This window comes from Streptomyces nymphaeiformis (assembly GCF_014203895.1).
GTDB classification, from domain to species: domain Bacteria; phylum Actinomycetota; class Actinomycetes; order Streptomycetales; family Streptomycetaceae; genus Streptomyces; species Streptomyces nymphaeiformis.
The window spans coordinates 1287858-1310492 of sequence record NZ_JACHJY010000001.1 but is presented as its reverse complement, the minus strand read 5'-3'; the positions used below and the strand labels follow the sequence as shown (position 1 = coordinate 1310492).

Annotated in this window: 25 protein-coding genes and 1 riboswitch; of the genes, 13 read left to right on the top strand and 12 right to left on the bottom strand. The window is 73.8% G+C overall.

Going from position 1 to position 22635, the window contains the following annotated elements; all coding sequences use genetic code 11:
- Positions 1 to 10: 10 nt before the first annotated feature.
- A complete protein-coding gene (locus tag GGE06_RS05845) occupies positions 11 to 895 on the bottom strand; it encodes an SDR family NAD(P)-dependent oxidoreductase (RefSeq protein WP_116161691.1) in 885 nt (294 codons plus the stop codon).
- Positions 895 to 1692, bottom strand: coding sequence for an acetoacetate decarboxylase family protein (locus GGE06_RS05840; protein WP_116161690.1), 798 nt, complete (start codon positions 1690 to 1692; stop codon positions 895 to 897). Before GGE06_RS05840 ends, GGE06_RS05845 begins: the two co-directional genes overlap by 1 nt.
- A gap of 98 nt (positions 1693 to 1790) precedes the next feature.
- Here GGE06_RS05840 and GGE06_RS05835 point away from each other — a divergent pair, with 98 nt between their 5' ends.
- The 6 genes from GGE06_RS05835 (at position 1791) to GGE06_RS05810 (ending at position 7203) form a co-directional block, all read left to right on the top strand.
- The gene (locus GGE06_RS05835; protein WP_116161689.1) at positions 1791 to 2459 is read left to right on the top strand and encodes a TetR/AcrR family transcriptional regulator; all 669 of its coding nucleotides are present in this window, start codon (positions 1791 to 1793) and stop codon (positions 2457 to 2459) included.
- A complete protein-coding gene (locus GGE06_RS05830) occupies positions 2456 to 3430 on the top strand; it encodes a DEDDh family exonuclease (protein WP_116161688.1) in 975 nt (324 codons plus the stop codon). The genes GGE06_RS05835 and GGE06_RS05830 overlap by 4 nt, the downstream gene beginning before the upstream one ends.
- Before the next feature lie 63 nt (positions 3431 to 3493).
- Positions 3494 to 3727, top strand: coding sequence for a metallothionein (locus tag GGE06_RS05825; RefSeq protein ID WP_078905232.1), 234 nt, complete (start codon positions 3494 to 3496; stop codon positions 3725 to 3727).
- An 81-nt stretch (positions 3728 to 3808) separates the two neighbouring features.
- Entirely contained in the window at positions 3809 to 4624 is an 816-nt protein-coding gene (locus GGE06_RS05820) for an SURF1 family cytochrome oxidase biogenesis protein (protein WP_116161687.1), read from the top strand.
- A 34-nt stretch (positions 4625 to 4658) separates the two neighbouring features.
- On the top strand, positions 4659 to 6443 hold the full coding sequence (locus GGE06_RS05815) for a glycoside hydrolase family 15 protein (protein ID WP_116161686.1): 1785 nt from the start codon (positions 4659 to 4661) through the stop codon (positions 6441 to 6443).
- A gap of 4 nt (positions 6444 to 6447) precedes the next feature.
- Complete coding sequence (locus tag GGE06_RS05810) at positions 6448 to 7203, top strand: SDR family oxidoreductase (RefSeq protein ID WP_116161685.1); 756 nt, start codon at positions 6448 to 6450, stop codon at positions 7201 to 7203.
- Positions 7204 to 7218: 15 nt separating this feature from the next.
- On the opposite strand, the gene amaP is transcribed toward GGE06_RS05810, so the two are convergent.
- The 5 genes from amaP to GGE06_RS05785 are packed head-to-tail and all read right to left on the bottom strand — an operon-like array spanning position 7219 to position 9535.
- Entirely contained in the window at positions 7219 to 7806 is a 588-nt protein-coding gene (amaP, locus tag GGE06_RS05805) for an alkaline shock response membrane anchor protein AmaP (RefSeq protein WP_184930142.1), read from the bottom strand.
- Positions 7803 to 8444, bottom strand: a complete 642-nt coding sequence (locus tag GGE06_RS05800; protein ID WP_221517665.1) for a DUF6286 domain-containing protein — start codon at positions 8442 to 8444, stop codon at positions 7803 to 7805. The genes amaP and GGE06_RS05800 overlap by 4 nt, the downstream gene beginning before the upstream one ends.
- The gene (locus GGE06_RS05795) at positions 8441 to 8809 is read right to left on the bottom strand and encodes an Asp23/Gls24 family envelope stress response protein (RefSeq protein ID WP_116161683.1); all 369 of its coding nucleotides are present in this window, start codon (positions 8807 to 8809) and stop codon (positions 8441 to 8443) included. Before GGE06_RS05795 ends, GGE06_RS05800 begins: the two co-directional genes overlap by 4 nt.
- Before the next feature lie 6 nt (positions 8810 to 8815).
- Entirely contained in the window at positions 8816 to 9007 is a 192-nt protein-coding gene (locus tag GGE06_RS05790) for a hypothetical protein (protein WP_116161682.1), read from the bottom strand.
- 51 nt (positions 9008 to 9058) lie between these two features.
- Positions 9059 to 9535, bottom strand: coding sequence for an Asp23/Gls24 family envelope stress response protein (locus tag GGE06_RS05785; RefSeq protein WP_181924667.1), 477 nt, complete (start codon positions 9533 to 9535; stop codon positions 9059 to 9061).
- 93 nt (positions 9536 to 9628) lie between these two features.
- Here GGE06_RS05785 and GGE06_RS05780 point away from each other — a divergent pair, with 93 nt between their 5' ends.
- On the top strand, positions 9629 to 10264 hold the full coding sequence (locus GGE06_RS05780; protein ID WP_116161680.1) for a hypothetical protein: 636 nt from the start codon (positions 9629 to 9631) through the stop codon (positions 10262 to 10264).
- A 155-nt stretch (positions 10265 to 10419) separates the two neighbouring features.
- Here the strand turns inward: GGE06_RS05780 and GGE06_RS05775 are convergent, their stop codons facing one another.
- The 3 genes from GGE06_RS05775 to GGE06_RS05765 all read right to left on the bottom strand — a co-directional run bounded on the left by GGE06_RS05775 (position 10420) and on the right by GGE06_RS05765 (position 13539).
- A complete protein-coding gene (locus GGE06_RS05775; protein ID WP_184930141.1) occupies positions 10420 to 11220 on the bottom strand; it encodes an enoyl-CoA hydratase/isomerase family protein in 801 nt (266 codons plus the stop codon).
- Positions 11221 to 11353: 133 nt separating this feature from the next.
- A complete protein-coding gene (locus tag GGE06_RS05770) occupies positions 11354 to 11575 on the bottom strand; it encodes a helix-turn-helix domain-containing protein (RefSeq protein ID WP_006123601.1) in 222 nt (73 codons plus the stop codon).
- Positions 11576 to 11940: 365 nt separating this feature from the next.
- A complete protein-coding gene (locus GGE06_RS05765; protein WP_116161678.1) occupies positions 11941 to 13539 on the bottom strand; it encodes an ABC-F family ATP-binding cassette domain-containing protein in 1599 nt (532 codons plus the stop codon).
- 270 nt (positions 13540 to 13809) lie between these two features.
- Between GGE06_RS05765 and ypfJ the strand changes: the two genes are divergently transcribed.
- Both ypfJ and GGE06_RS05755 read left to right on the top strand, forming a co-directional pair.
- Entirely contained in the window at positions 13810 to 14700 is an 891-nt protein-coding gene (gene ypfJ / locus GGE06_RS05760; RefSeq protein WP_184930140.1) for a KPN_02809 family neutral zinc metallopeptidase, read from the top strand.
- Between the two features lie 58 nt (positions 14701 to 14758).
- Positions 14759 to 15160, top strand: coding sequence for a VOC family protein (locus GGE06_RS05755; protein ID WP_116161676.1), 402 nt, complete (start codon positions 14759 to 14761; stop codon positions 15158 to 15160).
- Between the two features lie 233 nt (positions 15161 to 15393).
- Here GGE06_RS05755 and GGE06_RS05750 read toward each other — a convergent pair whose 3' ends face one another.
- Together GGE06_RS05750 and GGE06_RS05745 are read right to left on the bottom strand one after the other, a co-directional pair.
- The gene (locus tag GGE06_RS05750; RefSeq protein ID WP_376773500.1) at positions 15394 to 16803 is read right to left on the bottom strand and encodes a hypothetical protein; all 1410 of its coding nucleotides are present in this window, start codon (positions 16801 to 16803) and stop codon (positions 15394 to 15396) included.
- A 54-nt stretch (positions 16804 to 16857) separates the two neighbouring features.
- The gene (locus tag GGE06_RS05745) at positions 16858 to 17985 is read right to left on the bottom strand and encodes an alpha/beta hydrolase (protein ID WP_116161674.1); all 1128 of its coding nucleotides are present in this window, start codon (positions 17983 to 17985) and stop codon (positions 16858 to 16860) included.
- Between the two features lie 364 nt (positions 17986 to 18349).
- Here GGE06_RS05745 and GGE06_RS05740 point away from each other — a divergent pair, with 364 nt between their 5' ends.
- The 4 genes from GGE06_RS05740 (at position 18350) to GGE06_RS05725 (ending at position 22619) form a co-directional block, all read left to right on the top strand.
- Complete coding sequence (locus tag GGE06_RS05740; RefSeq protein ID WP_116161673.1) at positions 18350 to 19612, top strand: inorganic phosphate transporter; 1263 nt, start codon at positions 18350 to 18352, stop codon at positions 19610 to 19612.
- Positions 19613 to 19628: 16 nt separating this feature from the next.
- Entirely contained in the window at positions 19629 to 19850 is a 222-nt protein-coding gene (locus GGE06_RS05735) for a hypothetical protein (protein ID WP_116161672.1), read from the top strand.
- Positions 19851 to 19965: 115 nt separating this feature from the next.
- A riboswitch (cobalamin riboswitch) is annotated at positions 19966 to 20104 on the top strand.
- 35 nt (positions 20105 to 20139) lie between these two features.
- The gene (locus GGE06_RS05730) at positions 20140 to 21114 is read left to right on the top strand and encodes a cobalamin biosynthesis protein (protein WP_184930139.1); all 975 of its coding nucleotides are present in this window, start codon (positions 20140 to 20142) and stop codon (positions 21112 to 21114) included.
- Positions 21111 to 22619 carry a cobyric acid synthase gene (locus tag GGE06_RS05725; RefSeq protein ID WP_184930138.1) on the top strand — a complete coding sequence of 503 codons (1509 nt, stop codon included), beginning with the start codon at positions 21111 to 21113 and terminating at the stop codon, positions 22617 to 22619. Before GGE06_RS05730 ends, GGE06_RS05725 begins: the two co-directional genes overlap by 4 nt.
- Positions 22620 to 22635 lie beyond the last annotated feature (16 nt).

Sequence of the window (22635 nt, the reverse complement as noted above, 5' to 3'; positions counted from 1 at the left end):
GCTAGGCCCCTCAGTCGAGGATGAAGCTCTCCAGGTACGACGGGTTGGCGCGGTCGAGCATGGACCGCGAGCGCGCCGTGATCTGCCGGTCGCTGTGCTCGCTCTCCGGCAGCATCCAGAAGCGGTCGGCGCGGATGCCGTCGACGACGTGCTCGGCGACGTCCTCCACCGGGGTGAAGGCGACCTCGTGCCCGGCCGCCTTCATCGCGGCCTCGTACTGGTCGAGGCTGCGGTACGGGGTCCTGCGCGGCCGCTGCTTGGCGTACCGCTCGGGCCGGTTGCGGTGCGACTCCCACAGTCCGGTGCGGAGCATGTGGGGGCCCGGGAAGAGCACGGAGGCGCCCACGCGCGCGTGCTCGGCCTTCAGATGGGCGTAGAGCGACTCGGTCATGGTGACGACGGCCGCCTTGGTGACCGCGTACACGGAGGCGGTGGGCAGCGGGGCGATGCCGCCGTCGCCGGAGGAGGTGTTCACGACGTGGCCGGGTTCGCCGCCCGCGAGCATGCGCGGGACGAAGGCCTGGATGCCGTGGAAGACGCCCCAGACGTTGACGGAGAAGGCCCACTTCCAGTCGTTCGGCTCGTGCTCCCACATGCGGCCCTCGGCGCCGGAGCCGACGCCCGCGTTGTTGCAGAGGACGTGGACGGCGCCGAAGGTGTCGTACGCGGCGTCCGCGAACGCCCGGACCTCGTCGGGGTCCGAGACGTCGACCGTCCGGGCGAGGACCTGCGCCCCGCTCGCCATCAGCTCGTCGGCGGCCTCCTCCAGGGCGCCGCGCTCGACGTCCCCGAGGACGACGGCGAGGCCCTCGGCGGCGAAGCGGCGGGCCATCGCGAGCCCGATGCCGCTCGCCGCGCCCGTGACGACGGCGACCTGCCCCTCGCGCAGCTCCATCAGGCACTTCCTTCCGGGGGTCCGTCGAGGATCTGGAGCGGGTCGTCGTACCGCTGGTGGACGAAGGGCAGCAGGTCCCGGGCGGAGACGCGCTCGGCGACCGTGCCCTTCTGGTCGGTGGTCTTCTCGCCGATCGTGATCTCGACGAGCCGGCGCACGGGCAGGTCGGCGACCGGGTCGTACATGGACTCGCGCAGCACGACGTCGCCGGTGATCCGCTCCAGCTTCCGCACCTTCTCGTTGCGGACGCAGTGCACGAGGACGGGGTCGGCGTCGAAGCCGGTCCCCTCCACGCCGGGCAGGAACTTGAAGTAGAAGTCGGTCTTCTCGACGGGCTCCGGCAGCGGCAGCGGTCCGGAGACCGCCCCGCGCACCTCCACGAAGGCGATGCCGTGCCGGGCGAGGGCGGCGCGCACGACGAGGCCGTCGCGCTCGACCGTGACCTCGCCCAGCTTCTTCGGCTCGCCGAAGACCTCGCGCCCGCCGATCAGGGCCCGCTCGTGGGTCATCGGCATGACCAGCGGGTACCAGCCCTCGCGGTCGCCGTGGGCGGCGGCCACGGCGACCGAGCCGGCGCCGAGCGGATAGCCGGGCAGGTCGACCTTGCTGATGTTGGCGCGCACGAGGGGGCGCGCGGTGGGTTTCAGCGGGGGCGGCAGGACCGCCGCCACGACGTCCGGATCGGTCTCCCAGACGGCGACCACGCCGGTGGACCAGATGTCGGGGAGTTTGGCGGACCGCTCGCGGGCCGCCGCCGCCTCCGCGTCGCTGCGCGCCCCGTACCGTACTCGTGCCATGACGTACCACCCTTCGGGAACGTATCGGCCTGTAACACTGTTACACCGAGCACCCCGCAGGGTAAAGAGGGCTGCACGCAGAGGAGTTGGGGGAACCGATGGCACGCTCCGCGCTGACCCGCGACGAGGTCCTGGACACGGCGGCCGCCCTGGTGAGGGAGCACGGCCCGGACGCGCTCACGATGCGCCGGCTCGCCGCCGAGCTCGGCACCGCGGTCACCTCGATCTACTGGCACGTCGGCAACCGCGAGTCGCTCCTCGACGCGCTCGCCGCCCGCACCGTCGCCGACCTCGGCACGATCCGGCCCCGGGGCGCGACCCCGGCCGAGCGGATGGTCTCGGTCGCCCGTGCGCTGCGCCGCGCGCTGCGCGAGCGCCCGCACCTGGTGGCGATGGTCCACGAGCGGGGACTGACCGAGCGCATGTTCCTGCCGGCCCAGCGGGCCCTGGTGCACGAGGCGCACGCGGCGGGGCTGCGCGGGGCGGAGGCCGCCCGGGCCGTCCGCGCGGTGCAGTTCCAGGTCGTCGGCTACGTCCTGGTGGAGCGCAACCGCGAGCGGGCCCCCGCCCAGTCCCCCGCCGAGGAGGAGCTGTGGCGGGGCGAGGACGCCGAGGCCGACGGGCCGCTCGCCCGCGCGCTCGCGGCGCCGATCGACACCGAGCGGCTCTTCGCCGACTCCGTACGGGCACTGGTGGACGGGCTGCTCGCGGGTGCCTCCGGAGGCACCGGGGACGGAAGTGTCGGTCGCGGGCCGTATCCTCATTGACCGTGCTTGACGACCGTACGACAGCAGCGATGTGGCCGGCCGCCTACCCGCAGGGGTACGCGGTGGTCGACGTGGAGACCACCGGACTCGCCCGTGACGACCGGATAGTCTCGGCTGCCGTCTACCGGCTGGACGCCCAGGGGAACGTCGAGGACCACTGGTACACCCTCGTCAACCCCGAGCGCGACCCCGGTCCGGTCTGGATCCACGGGCTGACCAGCGACGTCCTGGAGGGCGCGCCGCTCTTCCCCGAGATCGCGGCGGAGTTCGCGGCACGGCTCGACGGACGGGTGCTCGTCGCGCACAACGCGATGTTCGACTGGCAGATGATCGCCCGGGAGTACGCGCGCGCGGAGTCCGCTGCGCCGGTGCGCCAGCGGCTGTGCACGATCGCGCTCGCCAAGGAGCTGTCGCTGCCGCTGCCCAACCACAAGCTGGAGTCGCTCGCCGCGCACTTCGGCGTGGTGCAGCAGCGCGCGCACAACGCGCTCGACGACGCGCGGGTGCTCGCCGAGGCGTTCCGGCCGAGCCTGCACGCGGCGGCCGAGCGGAACGTCCGGCTGCCGCTCCTGGAGTGCCGGCCGCTCACCGAGTGGGCCTCGACGCCCGCGCAGCCGCGGGTCGCCCACCAGTCCTCCTACCGGGCGGGCAGCTGGCGCCCCTCGCGGAAGCGGCCGCCGTGCCCGTACCCCAACCCCGGGCGCTACACGTCGGACAAGCCGCTCAAGCAGGGCATGCGGGTGGCCTTCTCCGGCGACACCTCCATCGACCGCGAGCTCCTGGAGGACCGCACCGTCGAGGCCGGCCTGCACGTCGCCACCAGCGTCTCCCGGCTGACCAGCCTCCTGGTCACCAACGACCCGGACTCCGCCACCTCCAAGACCCTCAAGGCCCGGTCCTTCGGCACCCCGGTCGTCGACGAGGCCGCCTACACCCAGCTCCTGCGGGACGTGGCCCCGGCAGACGGGTGACAGCCCGGTCCCGGCGGGCGCGCCGCGCTGCGCGCGCCCGGCGGGCGCTCCACCCTGTGGCGCATGGCACGTTGTGAGGTCTGCGGAAACGATTACGGCATGTCCTTCGAGGTGCACGCGCAGGGCGCGGTGCACGTCTTCGACTGCTTCTCCTGCGCCATCCACCGCATGGCGCCCATCTGCGAGCACTGCCGGGTCCAGATCATCGGACAGGGCGTCGAGGTCGAGGGCAGCTGGTACTGCGGCGGCCACTGCGCCCGCGCCGAGGGGAAGGTGGGCATCGTCGACAGGGTGTGAGGAAACGTTCCCTGACGGGTGGCGCGAGCCACCCGAACCCCCCGTGCGTACACCCCTCGGTCCGAAAGGTACGGTCGTGGGGTGTACCGCTTCCTGTTGTCCCGGCAGTGGGTGATCCTCACCCTCATCGCCCTCGTCCTCATCCCCACGATGATCGAGCTGGGCTTCTGGCAGTTCCACCGGCACGAGAGCCGGGTCGCCCAGAACGCCCTGATCGCGGACAACCTCAAGGCGAAGCCGCTCCCGGTCGAGCAGCTCACCTCCCCCGGTCACACCGTCCCGCGCGCCGACTACTGGCGCCAGGTCACCGCCACCGGCACCTTCGACACCGCCCACGAGGTGGTCGTCCGCCGCCGCACCTCCTCCGACGACCAGGTGGGCGTGCACGTCCTGACCCCGCTGGTCCTCCGCGACGGCCGGATCGTCCTGGTCAACCGCGGCTGGATCCCGGCCGCCGCCGACCAGCACGCCTTCCCGCCCGTGCCGCCCGCCCCCAAGGGCGAGGTCACCGTCACCGGCCGGCTCAAGGCCGACGAGACGACGGGCGCCAGCGGCATCAAGGACCTGAAGGGCCTGCCGGACCGCCAGGTCATGCTCATCAGCAGCAGGCAGCAGGCCGAGCTCATCGGCCGCGAGGTGCTCGGTGGCTACCTGGAGCAGAGCGCGCCCGACCCGGCCGGCGGCACCCCCGAGCTGATCCCCGAGCCGGACCACGACTCGATCGGCCCCCACATGGCGTACGCCGTGCAGTGGTGGCTCTTCGCCGCCGGCGTGCCCGTCGGCTGGGTGATCCTGGTGCGCCGGGAGAAGCGCGACCGGGCGGCGCAGGCCGCCTCCGACGTCCCCGGACCCACCGAGCCGGACACGACGGAGCCCGAGGCCGCACCGGCCCGCTGATTGACCGTCGCCGCTTCCGGGAACAGCCCAAAGCGTGACGCAACGTATCGACGACTACGCCCTCATCGGCGATCTCCAGACCGCCGCGCTCATCGGCCGCGACGGGTCGGTCGACTGGCTGTGTCTGCCCCGCTTCGACTCCGCCGCCTGCTTCGCCGCCATCCTCGGCGACGAGGACAACGGCCACTGGACCATCGCGCCCAAAGGCGCCACCACCTGCTCCACCCGCCGCTACGCCGAGGACGCCCTCGTCCTGGAGACCTACTGGGAGACCCGTACGGGCACCGTCAAGGTCATCGACTTCATGCCGCAGCGGGACAGGGCCCCCGACCTGATGCGGATCGTGGAGGGGGTCAGCGGCAGCGTCGAGATGGCCTCCGTGCTGCGGCTCCGCTTCGACTACGGCTCGATCGTGCCCTGGGTGCGCAGGGCCGACGGCCACCGGGTCGCGATCGCCGGCCCCGACTCGGTCTGGCTGCGCAGCGAGCCGCACGTGAAGACCTGGGGCCAGCAGTTCTCCACCCAGTCCGCCTTCACCGTCGCCGCCGGCGAGAAGGTCGCCTTCGTCCTCACCTGGCACCCCTCGCACGAGCCGCGCCCCGAGCTCGTCGACCCCTTCGAGGCCCTGGAGCAGTGCCTCGCGGACTGGCGGGAGTGGACGTCCCGCTGCACCTACCGGGGCCCGTACCGGGCGGACGTGGTGCGCTCCCTGATCACCCTCAAGGCGCTCACGTACGCCCCCACGGGCGGGATCATGGCCGCCCCCACCACCTCCCTGCCGGAGGAGCTCGGCGGCGTGCGGAACTGGGACTACCGCGCCTGCTGGCTGCGCGACTCCTCCCTCACCCTGGGCGCGCTGCTCGCCACCGGCTACGAGGAGGAGGCCGGCGCCTGGCGGGACTGGCTGCTGCGCTCGGTCGCGGGCGACCCCGCCGACCTGCAGATCATGTACGGACCCGCCGGGGAGCGCCGGCTGCCGGAGACCAGCCTGCCGTGGCTGCGCGGCTACGCCGACTCCTCGCCGGTACGCACCGGGAACGCCGCTGTGGACCAGTTCCAGCTCGACGTGTACGGCGAGGTCATGGACTCCCTCAGCCGCGCGCGCGAGGCCGGGATCCCGGCGGAGCGGCACGCCTGGAACATCCAGCTGAGCCTGCTCGGCTTCCTCGAGTCCACCTGGCGGGAGCCCGACGAGGGCCTGTGGGAGGTCCGCGGGCCGCGCCGCCACTTCACCCACTCGAAGGTCATGGCCTGGGTCGCCGCCGACCGGGCGGTCCGCACCCTGGAGGCCGACCCCTCGCTGCCGGGGAACGCGGACCGCTGGCGGGCGATGCGGGACGAGATCCACGCCCAGGTGTGCAAGCGGGCGTACGACCCCGAGCGGAACACCTTCACCCAGGCGTACGGCTCGACCGAGCTGGACGCCGCGACCCTCCTCATCCCCCGGGTCGGCTTCCTGCCGCCGGACGACCCGCGGGTGGTGGGGACCGTGGACGCGGTACGGGCGGAGCTGACGCACGGCGGCTTCCTGCGCCGCTACAGCCCCGACTCGACGGCCCTGGACGGGCTCCCCGGGCAGGAGGGCACCTTCCTGGTCTGCTCGTTCTGGCTGGCGGACGCGCTGCGGATGACCGGCCGCGCCGAGGAGGCGCGCGAGCTCTTCGAGCGGCTCCTCGCCCTCACCAACGACCTGGGGCTCCTCGCGGAGGAGTACGACCCGGTGGCGGGACGCCAGCTGGGGAACTTCCCGCAGGCGTTCAGCCACATCGGCCTCGTGGGGACCGCTCTCGCCCTCGCCGCCGGGGACGCGGCAGGATAGGGGCATGGATCTTGGACTGAAGGACCGTGTGTACGTGGTGACCGGTGCGACGCGGGGGCTCGGCCGGGCCTCGGCCGAGGCGCTGCTCGCCGAGGGCGCGAAGGTGTTGATCACCGGGCGCGAGGAGAAGACCGTCGCCGACGCGGTGGCCGAGCTGGGCGAAGGCGCGGCAGGCGTCGCCGCCGACAACACCGACCCGGGGACCCCGGCCCGGCTGATCGCCGAGGCGCGGGCCCGCTTCGGCGGCTTCGACGGCATCCTGATCAGCGTCGGCGGCCCGGCGCCCGGCTTCGCGGCGGACAACACCGACGAGGAGTGGGCGGCCGCCTTCGACACGGTCTTCCTGGGGGCGGTACGGCTGGCCCGCGCGTCCGCCGAGACGCTCGGCGAGGGCGGGGTCATCGGCTTCGTCCTGTCCGGCTCCGTCCACGAGCCGATCCCCGGCCTGACCATCTCCAACGGACTGCGGCCGGGCCTGGCCGGCTTCGCCAAGTCCCTCGCCAACGACCTGGGCCCGCGCGGGATCCGGGTCGTCGGCCTGCTGCCGAGCCGCATCGACACCGACCGGGTCCGCTCCCTTGACGCGCTCTCCGGCGACGCGGACGCGGCCCGCGCGGCGAACGAGCTCACGATCCCGCTGCGCCGGTACGGCACCCCGGCGGAGTTCGGCCGCACGGCGGCCTTCGTGCTGTCGCCGGCCGCCTCGTACCTGACGGGTCTGATGCTGCCGGTGGACGGCGGGGCACGCGCCGAGTTCTGACCCGCCGCCGGGTCCTCAGGCGACCCGGCGGGCGCGGTGCTTGACCGCGCGCAGGCGCGCCTCCGTGGGCAGCGCGGGCAGGCCCGTCGACGTACGGGCGTCGGCGAGCGCCCGGGTGCTGAGGGCGGTCAGGGCGGCACCCGGGGAGGCGTACGGCTCCAGGAGCAGCACGATCCGGGTCCGGGGGGTGCCGCGGCGGCCCGTGAGGGCGACCTTGGCGCGGGCGACGCCGTCCTGTGCGGTGGCGTCCGCCTCCAGGACGCTCTCCAGGGCCCGGCCGCGCAGGACCGCCGCCTCGCCGTCGCCGGTGTCGACGAGGACCTCGGCGAGCCGGGCCCGCCGGAACTGGACGAGCAGCCACCAGAGGGCGAGCAGGACGACGAGCCCGAGGACGGCGATGACCACCGGCCACCACCAGCTCTCGTCGCGCCAGTGCTGCCGTTCGGAGGTGGAGAGCAGCACGTCGTCGGGGCCCGACCAGGGCCACCAGGACGGTACGGGCAGGTCGAGGGCGGCGGCGAGGACGGCGCCGCCGCCGACGACGAGGAGCAGCCCGGCGAGACCGAGCAGGGCGCGGTTGACGCGCCGCAGGACGACGGTCACTTGGCCTTCCCTTCCTTGCGGGGCGGCCTGGCCACCCGTACCGTCCGCGCGGGCGGGTGGGCGAGGCCGAGCTCGTCGACGCCGGTGGCGAGCACGGTCTCCACGTCGGCGCGGACCTCGTCGAGGGCCCGGAAGTGGGAGACCGCCCGGACGGCGACCTTGGCGCGGCCGACGCGCACCCGGACGGACTGGACGCCGGAGACCTCCATGACGCGGTCCCGCAGGGTGAGGGAGGCGGCCTTGCGGTCGAGCCCCGCCCGCACGTCGGTGTGCTCCCGGCGCATCGGGAGGATGCCGCGCAGCCCCGGGGTGGCGGCCAGGATCAGGAGCCAGAGACCGAGCACGACGGCGACGGCCGCTCCGGCGACGATCACCACGTCGTCGAGCGGCCGGGTCGCGAGCCCGTCGGCCAGCTTGCGCCGCCAGGCCATGGCGGGCCGGTCGGCCCGCACGGCCGCGACGTCGTAGAGCAGCAGCCCGGTCCCCCCGAGCACGACGGCCGCGAGGACGGCGGCGGGGATGCGACGCACGGCCCAGAAACGGCGGACGTGCGGGGTGGGGGCGTCGGCGGGGGCCGGGTCGGGGTCCGGCTCGGAGCCCGGGTGTGCGGAGGCGTCCGGTTCCGGGGTCGTGGTCATGCGAGGCGGCCCCTCGGGGTGGTGTGGCGGGTGTGGGCGGAGTGGAGGCGCTCGACGTGGACGTCCACCTCGTGGACCTCCAGGCCGACGAGGTCCTCCACGCGCGTGCGTACCCGGCTCCGGACGGCCCCGCACTGGCGGCCGACGTCGGACGGGTAGTCGAGGTCGAGGCTCACCGAGACGCGGGCGATCTCCCGGTGGACGACGACGGAGGCGTGCGGCTTCGATCCCCCTGCGGGGACGGCGTCGAGGGCCTCCCTGGCCGCCTGCGCGGCGATCTTCGCGACGACGCGGTCGGCGACCGTGGTCGCCCCCCGGTCCCGTACCCCGTCCCGTACCGCGCCGTCCGCCAGATCCGTCACCACCCCCGGTCACCGCCGCCGGTCGCCGCGCTCGCGTCCCCGGAACAGATCGCCGGCCTCGAGGTCGCCGTCGAGGAAACGGCCCGCCACGAAGCCGATCGCCCCGAGGGCCGCGACCAGCAGAAACGCTCCGAAGCCGCCGAAGTATCCGGCGAAGCCGAGAGCCATGCCGGCCACCAGGCCGACCACCGCCATGCTCATTCCGAGCCCCTTTCCCTGGCCCCCGGCCCCTGTCGCCGGGGGCTGTGACGACTACTGGAGCCGGGGCTCCTCTTCCTCTTCCTCTTCCTCGGGCAGCTTCACGTCGCTGACCGCGATGTTGACCTCGACGACCTCGAGGCCTGTCATCCGCTCCACGGCGGCGATGACGTTCTCCCTGACGTCTCCGGCGACATCGGCGATGGACACGCCGTAGTCGACGACGATCTCCAGGTCGAGCGCGGTCTGCACCTCGCCGACCTCGGCCTTGACCCCTCGGGTGACGCTCGCCTTGGCGCCGCCTCCGCCGGGGACCCGGTCGCGAACCGCGCCGAAGGTCCGGGAGAGGCCGCTGCCCATGGCGTGGACGCCGACGACGTCACGCGCGGCGAGACCGGCGATCTTCTCCACGACACCGTCGGCGATCGTCGTCCGGCCCCGCGTCGCCGCGGCGCCGCCGCCCCGCTTGGTCACGGAGGTACGGCGCGGCTCGTCCGCCGCGGGGTCTCCGGAGTGAGTGGTGTCCGTCATGAGAATGATCCCCTTCTGTCATATTTCGGGGTTACTCGCCCACACTAAGGGCGCTTGCCCGAATTCGCTCCGGGGATGCGGCAGGCTGGGGGAATGACGACGGCTGAGGGTTGGACGGCGGCGGTACGGGAGCACCTCGCGCCGGGCAGGCTGCTGCCGCTCGGAGCGGCAGGGGACGGCGCCTGGATCACCGAGCGCGCGGCTCGCGGGGTCCTCGTCCCGGCCGCCGCGGCGGTACGGGGGGTGGTGCCGGGCGAGCTCCGGGTCGGGCCCGACGACCAGGCGGAGCCCGGGGGCCTGCGGATCACCGTGGACTTCGGGGCGGTGGCGGGCCGCCCGTTGCCGGAGCTGGCGGAGGAGCTGCGGGCGGCGCTGCTCGGGGCGGCGCGGGACGGTCTCGGGCTGCGGGTGGCGGCGGTGGACCTGCGGGTGACGGAGCTGCTCGACGCGGAGCCGGCGGCGGCCGGACCGGCCGCTCCCCCGCCGGGGCGGCCCGCTCCGGCGACGGACGACCCGGTGGCCCTGGCGGTCCTGCGGGTCGAGGGCGTGGCGGGCGTGACGGACGCCTGGGGACCGCCGGTGCGCCGGGGCCCGGACGGGGTGCGGGTGGAACTGGCCGTGACGGCCGGGCACCGCCCGCTGGACGTGGCCCGCGCCGCCCGAAGCGCCGCGACCGCGGCCGCCGAGGAGGCGACCGCGGTCACGGTACTGGTGTCGGAACTACGGTGAACGCACGCGTGCGCCGCAGCGCGCGTCCGCGCAACGGGCGGCGACCCGGCGCGCGGACGCGCAGGCGATCCGCGCGCACAGGCCCGTCGGACGCGCGGGCCGGCCGGACGCGCACGCCGGTCGCCCGGAGCGGGCACCCACCCGCGCCGCGCGCGTCAGTCGCCGAGGCCCGCCAGGTCGCGCAGGCGGCGGGACTGGGCGGCGCGTTCGGCGGTGCGCTGCTCCTCGTAGGAGCGGCCGGAGGCGCCCTGGAGCAGCGCCTTGGTCTCGTTGACCGCGTCGCGCGGCGCCGCGAGCAGGGCGGCGCTGAGGTCCCGTACCGCCGCGTCGAGCTCCTCGGCGGGTACGGACAGGTTGGCGAGGCCGATGCGCTCGGCCTCCTCCGCGTGCACGAAGCGGCCGGTGGCGCAGATCTCCAGCGCGCGGGCATAGCCGACGAGCGAGACGAGCGGGTGCGTCCCGGTCAGGTCCGGGACGAGACCCAGGCTGGTCTCGCGCATGGCGAACTGCACGTCCTCGGCGACGACCCGCAGGTCGCAGGCGAGGGCGAGCTGGAAGCCCGCGCCGATGGCGTGGCCCTGGACGGCCGCGATCGACACGAGGTCACTGCGGCGCCACCAGGTGAAAGCCTCCTGGTACTCGGCGATGAGCGCGTCGAGGTCCGCGTCGGACCCGCGCGCCATCTCCAGGAAGGACGGCTCGCCGTCGAAGCCCTCGGGCGTGAACGCCTGCCGGTCGAGTCCGGCGGAGAAGGACTTGCCCTCGCCGCGCAGAACGACGACCCGCACGCTGCCGGGCAACGACCGGCCGGCTTCCGTCAACGCCCGCCACAGAGCGGGAGACTGGGCGTTGCGCTTCGCCGGATTGGTCAGGGTCACCGTGGCAACGGCGTCCTCGACGGTGAGCCGTACACCGTCCTTGTCGAATACGAGCTCAGAGTCGTCGAGCGTAGTCATGGGGGCGCCTCCGGTTCCGGTGCAGCACTGCATTCGAGATGCTAAGTGACTGCACAGTAACCACCCGGCCGGCCGCAGGGCCGACCGGGTGCCCACCGGGAGGTCCCGGTGGACCGGTCGAGCCGCCCCGATGTCAGGCCGAGGCCGCCTTCTTGCCCCGTGTCGCTCCGCCGCGTCCACGCAGCGTGACTCCGGACTCGCTCAGCATCCGGTGGACGAATCCGTAGGAGCGGCCGGTTTCCTCGGCCAGCGCCCGGATGCTCGCACCGGAGTCGTACTTCTTCTTCAGGTCTGCCGCGAGCTTGTCGCGCGCGGCGCCGGTCACCCGGCTGCCCTTCTTCAGAGTCTCGGCCACCCGTGCCTCCTCATGGGAAGTGCGCTCTGGACTTCTCATGATCACCCCTCCCGTCCGTCCTGGCCACCCATTCGACAAGGTCCGTCCCGTCGGGTTTGTGGACGAGTACGCCGTCATCACGAACGGAAGCCGGCATTCCGCACGACCGGCAGGACGCCTCCGCACCGTGCGGTGCGGGAAGTGCCAGGTCAGCGCGGCAATGGGAACACACGTACGGCGCGGGTCTGCCGGAAGGATTCGGCAGAGCACCGCGCCGGGAGGTACGAGACATCCTCACTCAGATGAAGGATCACCCATGAGCCGAATGATCCAGCCCGAGATGATCATCCGGGGCTCCGAGGAGCCCCGGAGCACCGCTCGGAGGGTCAGGCGAGGGCGACCAGGTCCGCGTAGTCCGCGCCGTACAGGTCCTCGACGCCGTCCGGGAGCAGGATGATCCGCTCCGGGTCGAGCGCCTCCACGGCGCCCTCGTCGTGGGTGACGAGGACGACGGCGCCCTTGTACGTGCGCAGCGCGCCGAGGATCTCCTCGCGGCTGGCCGGGTCCAGGTTGTTGGTGGGCTCGTCGAGGAGCAGCACGTTCGCCGAGGAGACGACGAGGGTCGCGAGCGCGAGCCGGGTCTTCTCGCCGCCGGAGAGGACGCCGGCCGGCTTGTCGACGTCGTCGCCGGAGAAGAGGAAGGAGCCGAGCGTCTTGCGCACGTCGACCAGGTCGAGGTCGGGCGCGGCCGAGCGCATGTTCTCCAGGACGGTCCGCTCGGGGTCGAGCGTCTCGTGCTCCTGGGCGTAGTAGCCGAGCTTGAGGCCGTGGCCCGGGGTGACCTCGCCGGTGTCGGGCTGCTCGACGCCGCCGAGGAGGCGCAGCAGGGTCGTCTTGCCCGCGCCGTTGAGGCCGAGGATGACGACGCGCGAGCCCTTGTCGATCGCGAGGCTCACATCGGTGAAGATCTCGAGCGAGCCGTACGACTTGGAGAGGCCCTCGGCGGTCAGCGGGGTCTTGCCGCAGGGCGCCGGCTCGGGGAAGCGGAGCTTGGCGACCTTGTCGGAGGCGCGGACGGCCTCCAGGCCGGAGAGCAGGCGCTCGGCGCGCTTGGCCATGTTCTGCGCGGCGACGGTCTTGGTGGCCTTGGCGCGCATCTTGTCGGCCTGCGAGTTGAGCGCGGCGGCCTTCTTCTCGGCGTTCTGGCGCTCGCGCTTGCGGCGCTTCTCGTCGGCCTCGCGCTGCTGCTGGTAGAGCTTCCAGCCCATGTTGTAGACGTCGATCGTGGAGCGGTTGGCGTCCAGGTAGAAGACCTTGTTGACCACGGTCTCGACGAGGTCGACGTCGTGGGAGATGACGATGAAGCCGCCGCGGTAGGTCTTCAGGTAGTCGCGCAGCCAGACGATGGAGTCGGCGTCGAGGTGGTTGGTGGGCTCGTCGAGGAGCAGGGTGTCGGCGTCGGAGAAGAGGATCCGGGCGAGCTCGACGCGGCGGCGCTGACCACCGGAGAGGGTGTGCAGCGGCTGGCCCATGACCCGGTCGGGCAGGCCGAGGGCGGCGGCGATGGTGGAGGCCTCGGCCTCGGCCGCGTACCCGCCCTTGGTGAGGAACTCGGTCTCCTGGCGCTCGTACTGCCGCAGCGCCTTGTCGCGGGTGGCGCCGGAGCCGGTGGCGATGCGCTCCTCGTTCATCCGCATCTTCTTGATGAGGACGTCGAGGCCGCGGGCGGAGAGGATGCGGTCGCGGGCCAGGACGTCGAGGTCGCCGGTGCGCGGGTCCTGCGGGAGGTAGCCGACCTCGCCGGAGCGGGCGATGCTGCCGGCGGCGGGCTGGCCCTCGCCTGCGAGGCACTTGGTGAGGGTGGTCTTGCCCGCTCCGTTGCGGCCGACGAGGCCGATGCGGTCGCCCTTGGCGACGCGGAAGGAAGCGGACTCGATGAGGACTCGGGCGCCGGCGCGCAGCTCGATGCCGGAAGCGGTGATCACGGACAGACTCCAGGGCGGTGGGAAACGGCGGAAGAGACGACTGGTGGCGGGCTTCGACGCCGCTAATGCACCCAAAGGAGAGTGGCCATGCGGCCAGTCTAACGGGCGCCTGCAACTGGTTTTCGGCCATGCGAGGGATGACGGACGAATCGGGACCCATCTCACATTCGCGCCGATGCACCACAAAAGGGGCGGCTCGGTCTAGATCATTCGATACTCGGCGCAGGGCGGCGGCCACCGCCGCGACAGCGACGCGGAGGGTGGTGGACCGTGCAGTTCGACGACGACGCCGACCTGGACACCTCGGAGGTGCGGGACGTCCGCGGCAGCCGCGTCCCGGGCGGCAGGGCGACCGTCGGCGGCGGCATCATCGGCCTCATCGCGCTGATCCTCGGCGTGCTCTTCGGGGTGGGTCCCGACCAGCTCGGGCTCTCCTCCGGCGGTGACGCGCCGGTCGCGAGCTCCTCGTCGGCGGCCCAGGTGAACCAGAGCTGCAAGAAGGGCTCGGACGCCAACACGCGCCAGGACTGCCGGATCGTCGCCGTCGTCAACAGCGTCCAGGACTACTGGCGCGGCGAGTACCCGCGCCGGGGCGGCACCTACGGGAGCGCCGCCACCGTCCTGTTCACCGACCGGGTCGGCACCGCGTGCGGCGCGGCGACCTCGGCGGTGGGGCCCTTCTACTGCCCCGGCGACCGTCAGGTCTATCTGGACCTGGGCTTCTTCGACGAGCTGCGGACCACGTTCGGCTCGACGGGCGGGCCCTTCGCCCAGGCGTACGTGGTGGCGCACGAGTACGGCCATCACGTCCAGAACCTGATGGGGACCCTGAGCCGCGCCCAGGACGGGCGGACCGGGGCGAACTCCAACGCCGTGCGGGTCGAGCTCCAGGCCGACTGCTACGCCGGGGTCTGGGCGCGGCACGCGACGGCCACCCCCGACGAGAAGACGGGCCGGCCGCTGCTCACCCGGCTCACCGAGGAGGACGTACGGGACGGCCTGGACGCGGCGGCGGCCGTGGGCGACGACCGGATCCAGGAGCGGTTCCAGGGCCGGGTGACGCCGGAGAACTGGACGCACGGCTCGGCGGCGCAGCGGCAGCAGTGGTTCTACGAGGGCTACAGGACCGGCGACATGGCCCGGTGCAACACCTTCCGCTGAGTTGTCAGTGGCGGCTGCGAGACTGAGATCCAGGTCACATCGAGAGGAAGTGATCGGGATGGCTGGGAACCCCGACATCTGTCCGGCGCTGCGGTACGAGGACGCGAAGGCCGCGATCGAGCAGCTCACGGAGGGCTTCGGTTTCACCGCGCACGCCGTGTTCGAGGGCGAGGACGGCCGTGTGATGCACGCCGAGCTCTCCTGCGGGAACGGCATGGTGATGCTGGGCAGCAAGGGCAGCGGCAGCGCGTTCGACCGGCTGATGGCCGGGGGCGGGCCGACCGCGGTGTACGTGCGCGTGGACGACGTCGACGAGCACCACGCCCGCGCGGTGGCGCGGGGCGTCGAGATCGTGATGCCGCCGACGGACCAGGAGTACGGCTCCCGGGACTACACGGCCCGGGACGCCGAGGGCAACGTGTGGAGCTTCGGCACGTACGCGCCGGGGGCGGCGGGGTAGGGCCGGGACCGCGCGGGACCCGGCCGGGCGGGCGCGGTGCCGCCGGGCCGGGCCGACCGGGGGCAGGCTCCGCCGGTGTCGACCTGGAAGGCCGCCCGGCGGAGCGCCTTCGCCACGACCGGGTCCCGCCGGGGGCGGACTCCGCCCGGCGGAGCGCCTACGCCACGGCCGGGTCCCGCCGGGGCAGGCTCCGGCCGGCAGGCCGCCTACGTCACCGTCGGGTCCCGTCGGGGTCAGGCTCCGCCCGTGTGGACCTGGAAGGCCGCCCGGCGGACCGCCTTGGCCAGGGCCGGGTCCGGGTGGGCGGCGGCCAGGGCGACCAGGACCTGGACCGTGCGGGGGTGGCCGACGGCGCGGACCTCGTCGAGCAGCGCCGGGACGGTGCCCTGCACGGCGGAGTCGAGGTGCCGGACGAGCAGCTCGCTCTCGCCGTGGTCGGCGACGGCCGCCGCGGTGTCGACCCAGAGCCAGGTCGACTCCTCGCGGGTCAGCACCTCCTGGGCGTCGTCGGGGTCGGCCCCCTCGTACTCGGCCAGCCAGAGCAGCGCGTACGGGCGGAGCGAGGGCTCGGCGACGGTGGCCCGCACCTCGGCCTCGGCGGGCGCGCCGACGACGCGGAGCGCCTCGAAGGCGAGCCCGCGCAGCAGGGCGTCCTCGCCGCGGGCGACGGCGAGGAGTTCGGCGACGGCGCTGGAGAGCGTGCGGGCGGCGAGCCAGGCGCGGTACTCGTCGCGGGCGGGGCCCGGGGTGAGCCGGGCGCAGCCGCGGAGCATGTCCTCTGCGGACTGCTCGATGTTGCCCGCGGGGCTCTGCGCCGCGACGCAGATCTGCTCCAGCTTGACCCAGACCGCCCAGTTGCCGAGCGGGGTCAGGGTGGCGTGCCGCTCCTCGGTGCCGGGGTCGAGGGTGAGCGCGCCGACGGCGGCCAGACCCTCCAGGGCCCAGTCGAGGAGGGTGGGCAGACCGTCGAGGGCGGGGGCGTCCGCCGTCTCGGGGGCCTGCTCGGCCGCGGGGACCTCGCAGCGCTCCTCGCGGAGCTCCTCGACGCGCTGGCCGAGGAGGTCGAGGAGGGCGGGGACGAGGACCGGGCCCTGGGAGAGCTGGAGCAGCGAGAGCACCTGCGGGACGGCCTCGACGACCTCCGCGACGGCGCTCGGGGCGACCCCCTCGGGGGCCGGGTGCACCAGGGACCAGGCGTCGAAGAGGGCGACCCAGCCGCGCAGGACGGCGGAGTCGTCGCGGTCCCAGGCGTGCAGCCGCCAGCCGGGGCGGGCGGTGTCGCCGTGCAGTTCGACGAGTCCGGCGAGCCGGGCGCGGTCCCAGCCGGCCCGGATCTGGCCGGGTGTCAGGTCCAGTGCGGCCGCGGCCCGTTCCTGGGCGGGGCGGGCGCCGGTGCCGGTGCGGGGTGCCGTGTCGGCGCCGTGCTCGACGGCGGCCCAGCGGGCGATCCGTACGGCGTCGGCGAGGACGTGCCGGGCCTGGCGGGCGAGCTCCGCGCGGGGCGGAGTCCCCTCGGGCGGCCGCGGCGCCGGCCGGGTGCGCCGGGTCGTCACGGCCCGTCGGGCGGTGGCCAGCGCCCGCGGGCGGACGAGTCGGAGTCTGGAGTTGCGCGCCAATGGTTCATCGGGCTTTCGAGACGTCACGGGGGCAGTCTTCCCGCTGACGGCCCGAAAGCCCAATCGGAATCAGAAGTGCCGTCAGACCAGCGGGGTGAGGAAGCGCCGGAGGGACTCCTCGTAGGGGACCGGGTCGGCGTTCCACATGGCGGCGTGCGGGGCCTGGCGCACGGTCCGCAGGCTGACCGTGCCGGGGAGGCGGGAGGCGAGTTCGACGGAGGGTTCCCAGGGGGCGATGGTGTCGTCGGGGCCGTGGAAGAGGAGGACGGGGACGCGCAGGGCGCCCGGCTCCGAGGCGGTCCGCAGGAGGTCGCCGTGCGGGCCGGTCCTGCCCTGGGCGGCGCGGACGGCGAGCGGGAGCAGGGGTCCGGGGACGTGGCGGGCCGCCGCGAGGTTGCGGAGGGTGGCCTCCCAGTCGAGGACCGGGGAGTCGAGGACGAGGCCGCCGATCCTGTCGCGGACGCCGGATTCGACGGCGGCGCGCAGGGCCATGGAGGCGCCGGTCCCCCAGCCGTGCAGGACGACCTGTCGGGCGCCGCGGCGGACGGCGTAGCGGATGGCGGCGTCGACGTCCCGCCACTCGGAGTCGCCGAGGTGGGCGAGGCCGTCCGGGGAGGGCGGCGCCCCTTCGTCGCCCCGGTAGGCGAGGACGAGGACGGGGGTCTTGCGGCGGTTGTAGAAGGGGACGAGGTTCAGCGGGTGCTCGCGGGTGGTGCCGAGGCCGTGCAGGGCGATCACCCAGGTGGTGCGGGGGGCGGCCACGAGCCAGCCGGGCAGGGGGCCGAGTTCGCCGGGGATCTCGACGTCCTCGTGGGCGATCCCGAGGGCGCTGATCGGGTTGCCCCGGTGGAGCTGGGGGGTGAGCCGGACGCGGGCGCCGGGCGCGACGACACCGAGCTCGACGCGTTCGAGGCGGCGGACGACGGTGTCGGCGGTGTGCGGGACGCGGTCGAGGACGGGGCCGAGGACGGCGTGCAGGCCGGGGGCCTCCATCCCGTACGTGCCGGGGCGCAGGGAGGCGAGGCTGCGGGTGAGGGTGATCCGTTCGGGTCCCGTGGCGTGCACGGTGAGTCCTGGGTCTCCGGGCAGTGGTCGTCCGGACGGCGCCTTGAGGGCGACGTCGCTGGCGTACCGGCCGGCCGCGATCGCGGCCGCGCCGACACCGATCAGTGTGGTGACGGCCGCTGCCGTCGCTGTAGCCGGGCGCACGCTCCCAGTGTCGGCAGGGCGGGGCGGGGCTGCCACCGGACGGACCCGGCCGGGGGGAAGCGGAAGGGTCGCCCCGGGGAGTGACATGGGTCTCCTCCGCGGGGTCCTCCGGTCGGATGGTCATGTCCAGGGAGCGGAACGGGATGCCGGGGGAGGAAGCGGGACAGGTCGTATGTGCCCCGGGAGGACTGGGAGGCCCGTGGTTCCGGGGCGACCGCATCGTGGACACCGGGAGCCCCGGAGCGGGAAGCGGAACCTCTTGACACCGGTTAGGGACACCACGTCGCCCGGCCCAGTTCATCTTCCGTTCACTCAGGTTGCCTACGTTCAACGAAACACTGACGTCGAACGATTGCCTGGGTAAATGGAACACATCACGCTGCTGCTCGCCATTGTGGTCGTGACAGCTCTCGTGTTCGATTTCACGAACGGTTTCCACGACACCGCGAACGCGATGGCCACGACCATCTCGACCGGTGCCCTCAAGCCGAAGACGGCGGTGGTCATGTCCGCCGTACTGAACCTCGTCGGCGCGTTCCTGTCCGTGGAGGTCGCCAAGACGATCTCCAAAGGACTGGTCAACGAGGACGGCATCCAGCCCGAAGTGATCCTCGCCGCGCTCGTCGGCGCGATCCTCTGGAATCTGGTGACCTGGCTGGTCGGACTGCCCTCCAGCTCCTCCCACGCCCTGATGGGCGGCCTCATCGGCGCGACCGTCGCCTCGATCGGCGTCAGCGGCGTCAACGGCGAGGTCGTCGTCAGCAAGGTCCTCATCCCGGCCGTCGCCGCGCCCATCGTCGCCGGCATCGCCGCGACGCTGGGCACGAAGCTGACCTACAAGATCGGCGCCAAGACCTCCGAGAAGGACACGGCCAAGGGCTACCGCGTCGGCCAGATCGCCTCCGCCGGTCTCGTCTCCCTCGCCCACGGCACCAACGACGCCCAGAAGACGATGGGCATCATCACCCTCGCCCTGGTCGCCGGCGGCACCCTCGCCCCCGGCTCCAACCCGCCGGTCTGGGTCATCGTCTCCGCCGGTACGGCGATCGCGCTCGGCACGGCCCTCGGCGGCTGGCGCATCATCCGCACCATGGGCAAGGGCCTCACCGACCTCCAGCCGCAGCAGGGCTTCGCCGCCCAGACCAGCGCCGCGACGGTCATCCTGGCCTCCTCCCACCTGGGCTTCTCCCTCTCCACCACGCACTCCGTCTCCGGCGCCGTCATGGGTGCGGGTCTCGGCCGCAAGGGCGGTGTCGTCCGCTGGTCGACCGCCACCCGCATGTTCGTCGCGTGGGGCCTGACCCTGCCGGCCGCCGGCCTGGTCGGCGCGGGCGCCGAGTACGTCGCCCGCCAGGGCCAGTGGGGCGTCTACGTCGTCGCGGCCTTCCTCGCCGCCTCCTGCGTCGCCATCTGGCTGGTCTCCCGCCGCCAGCCGGTCGACCACACCAACGTCAACGAGGTCGAGGCCGACGCCGAGCCCGACGGCGTCGTGACCACCGCGATCGCGGCCGTCACCCCGCCGCCGGCCGGTACCGTCGCCGCCGTCGCGGACGAGGACCTGAAGACCACCATCCCCGCGCCGGCCCCCACGGACCCGGCCGCTCCCCCGGCCACGGCCGCGGTCTAAGGAACTGGAACCAAGCATGAAGATCGACTGGGCAGCCCTCGGCTCCGTCTTCGGAGTCAGCCTCGTGGCGACCGTCGCCCTCGTGGGCCTCTTCACCCTCGGCGTCATCGGCCTCTCCAAGCAGGAGCAGGCCGCCGCCCAGGGAGGCTCCGCCGCCCTGGCCCGCACCGGCGCCTACGCCTGCTTCGCCCTGTGCCTCGGGGCCGTGGCGTACGGCATCTACCTGATCGTCGCCTGACGGTCTCCCCGGCACCCCCGGCCGGGCGGCCCGCACCTCGTGTGCGGGCCGCCCGGCCGTCGTGTTTGTGGTGCTTCGCACAGTGACGCGGTGCAGGTCAAGGGTGAGTTGACGGGTGTTCTCGGGCCGTGGTGGACTGCCGGGGCCATACGGCGGCAGGAGAGGAAGTCCGGTGCGAATCCGGCGCGGTCCCGCCACTGTGACCGGATCCCAAGGGTCCGGAAGTCAGGAACTCTCGCCGCCGGTTTCGTCGACCCAGGGCGCGGACCCTGAGTGAGGACAGTGCGCCATGCCCGGCCGCAGGCCAGGACCTTCCCGAGCCACCGGTGTGTTCGCGTACGGCGCGGCCCTCGGCCTCGCCGTCGACCGACTCGTCGGCGACCCCCGCCGCGGACACCCCGTCGCCGCCTTCGGCCGGGCCGCCAGCCGCGTCGAACGGGCCCTGTGGCGCGACCACCGCGGCTGGGGCGCCCTGCACACCGCCGTCTGCGCCGGTGCCACCGTCGCGGCCGGCGCCCTCGCCGCCCGTACGGTACGGGGCAGCCGCGCCGGATCCGTCGCCCTGACCGCCGCCGCCGTGTGGGCCGTCGTCGGCGGTACGACCCTGGGACGCGAGGCCCACGCGATCGGCGGGGCCCTCGCCGCGGGCGACCTGGAGGTGGCCCGGGAACGGCTGCCGCACCTGTGCGGACGCGACCCGCAGTCCCTCGACGGTCCCGCGATGGCCCGCGCGGTCGTCGAGTCCGTCGCCGAGAACACCTCCGACGCGGTCGTGGGCGCCCTCTTCTGGGGCGCGGTCGCGGGTGTGCCGGGCCTGGTCGGCTTCCGCGCGGTGAACACCCTCGACGCGATGGTCGGCCACAAGTCCCCCCGCCACCGGCGCTACGGCTGGGCCTCGGCCCGCCTCGACGACGTGGCCGGCTGGCCCGGGGCCCGGCTGACCGCCCTGCTCGCGACCGTCGCCGGCGGGAACCCGCGCGGAGCCGTACGGGCCTGGCGGGCGGACGCAGGAAAGCACCCGAGCCCCAACGCGGGACCGGTCGAGGCCTCCTTCGCGGGCGCCCTCGGCGTACGGCTCGGCGGGACCCTCTCGTACGCCGGGCGGGTCGAACACCGGCCCGTCCTCAACGGGGAGGGGCGGCCCGTCGAGGTCGCCGACATCGACCGCGCGGTCCGGCTGTCCCGCCGGGTCACCGGACTGACCCTGGCCGTCTGCGTGGGCGGCCGCATGATCGCGAGCGCGCTGAAGCGGAGGAACGCATGAGGGGTGGGGGGCTGCTCGTCGCCGGGACCACGTCCGACGCGGGCAAGAGCGTCGTCACGGCCGGCATCTGCCGGTGGCTGGTCCGGCAGGGCGTCAAGGTCGCGCCGTTCAAGGGACAGAACATGTCCCTGAACTCCTTCGTCACCCGGGAGGGCGCCGAGATCGGCCGCGCGCAGGCCATGCAGGCACAGGCGGCGCGCGTCGAGCCGACCGCGCTCATGAACCCGGTGCTGCTCAAGCCCGGCAGCGACCGCTCCAGCCAGGTCGTCCTCATGGGCAAGCCGGTCGGCGAGCTGAGCGCCCGCGGCTACCACGGGGGCCGGCAGAAGGAACTCTTCGAGCCGGTCCTGGCGTGCCTGGAGGAGCTGCGGGGCACGTATGACGCCGTGATCTGCGAGGGGGCGGGCAGTCCGGCCGAGATCAACCTGCGGCGCACGGACATCGTGAACATGGGCATCGCGCGGGCCGCGAAGCTGCCCGTGGTCGTCGTCGGGGACATCGACCGGGGCGGGGTCTTCGCCCAGTTCTTCGGGACGACGGCGCTGCTCTCTCCCGAGGACCAGTCGCTCGTGGCGGGCTACCTGGTCAACAAGTTCCGCGGCGACGTGTCCCTCCTCGAACCGGGCCTCGACATGCTGCACGGGCTCACCGGCCGCCGGACCTTCGGCGTCCTGCCGTACGCGCACGGGCTCGGCATCGACGAGGAGGACGGCCTGCGGGTCTCCCTGCGGGGTGCCGTCCGCGAGTCGGTCGTCGCGCCGCCGGTCGGCGCGGACGTGCTGCGGGTCGCGGTCTGCGCGGTCCCGCTGATGTCGAACTTCACCGACGTGGACGCGCTGGCGGCGGAGCCGGGCGTGATCGTGCGGTTCGTGGACCGGCCGGAGGAGCTGGCCGACGCGGACCTGGTGGTCGTGCCGGGCACGCGCGGGACGGTCAGGGCCCTCGCCTGGCTGCGCGAGCGGGGACTCGCGGACGCCCTCGTCCGGCGCGCCGCCGAGGGCCGGCCGGTGCTCGGCATCTGCGGCGGCTTCCAGGTCCTGGGCGAGCGCATCGAGGACGAGGTCGAGTCGAAGGCCGGCGTCGTCGACGGGCTCGGGCTGCTGCCCGTACGGATCCGGTTCGGGGTCGAGAAGACCCTCGCCCGGCCGGTCGGCGAGGCGCTCGGCGAACGGGTCGAGGGGTACGAGATCCACCACGGCGTGGCTTCCGTGGACGGCGGGGAGCCGTTCCTCGACGGCTGCCGGGTCGGCTCCGTGTGGGGCACCCACTGGCACGGCTCCCTGGAGAGCGACGGCTTCCGCCGGGCGTTCCTGCGGGAGGTCGCGACGGCGGCCGGGCGCCGCTTCGTGCCCGCCCCCGACACCTCGTTCGGCGCGCTGCGCGAGGAGCAGCTCGACCGGCTCGGCGACCTGATCGAGGAACACGCGGACACGGACGCGCTGCTCCGGCTGATCGAGGACGGCGCCCCGGAGGGGCTGCCGTTCGTGCCGCCGGGGGCACCGTGAGCACCCGCCCCGCCCT

Coding starts and splice junctions, on each gene's coding strand:
- GGE06_RS05845 (WP_116161691.1), bottom strand. CDS start 895: ATGGAGCTGCGCGAGGGGCAGGTCGCCGTCGTCACGGGCGCGGCGAGC.
- GGE06_RS05735 (WP_116161672.1), top strand. CDS start 19,629: ATGAAGATCGACTGGGCAGCCCTCGGCTCCGTCTTCGGAGTCAGCCTC.
- GGE06_RS05725 (WP_184930138.1), top strand. CDS start 21,111: ATGAGGGGTGGGGGGCTGCTCGTCGCCGGGACCACGTCCGACGCGGGC.
- GGE06_RS05755 (WP_116161676.1), top strand. CDS start 14,759: ATGGCTGGGAACCCCGACATCTGTCCGGCGCTGCGGTACGAGGACGCG.
- GGE06_RS05740 (WP_116161673.1), top strand. CDS start 18,350: ATGGAACACATCACGCTGCTGCTCGCCATTGTGGTCGTGACAGCTCTC.
- GGE06_RS05835 (WP_116161689.1), top strand. CDS start 1,791: ATGGCACGCTCCGCGCTGACCCGCGACGAGGTCCTGGACACGGCGGCC.
- GGE06_RS05730 (WP_184930139.1), top strand. CDS start 20,140: ATGCCCGGCCGCAGGCCAGGACCTTCCCGAGCCACCGGTGTGTTCGCG.
- GGE06_RS05775 (WP_184930141.1), bottom strand. CDS start 11,220: ATGACTACGCTCGACGACTCTGAGCTCGTATTCGACAAGGACGGTGTA.
- GGE06_RS05790 (WP_116161682.1), bottom strand. CDS start 9,007: ATGAGCATGGCGGTGGTCGGCCTGGTGGCCGGCATGGCTCTCGGCTTC.
- GGE06_RS05825 (WP_078905232.1), top strand. CDS start 3,494: ATGGCACGTTGTGAGGTCTGCGGAAACGATTACGGCATGTCCTTCGAG.
- GGE06_RS05800 (WP_221517665.1), bottom strand. CDS start 8,444: ATGACCACGACCCCGGAACCGGACGCCTCCGCACACCCGGGCTCCGAG.
- GGE06_RS05780 (WP_116161680.1), top strand. CDS start 9,629: ATGACGACGGCTGAGGGTTGGACGGCGGCGGTACGGGAGCACCTCGCG.
- GGE06_RS05785 (WP_181924667.1), bottom strand. CDS start 9,535: ATGACGGACACCACTCACTCCGGAGACCCCGCGGCGGACGAGCCGCGC.
- GGE06_RS05810 (WP_116161685.1), top strand. CDS start 6,448: ATGGATCTTGGACTGAAGGACCGTGTGTACGTGGTGACCGGTGCGACG.
- GGE06_RS05840 (WP_116161690.1), bottom strand. CDS start 1,692: ATGGCACGAGTACGGTACGGGGCGCGCAGCGACGCGGAGGCGGCGGCG.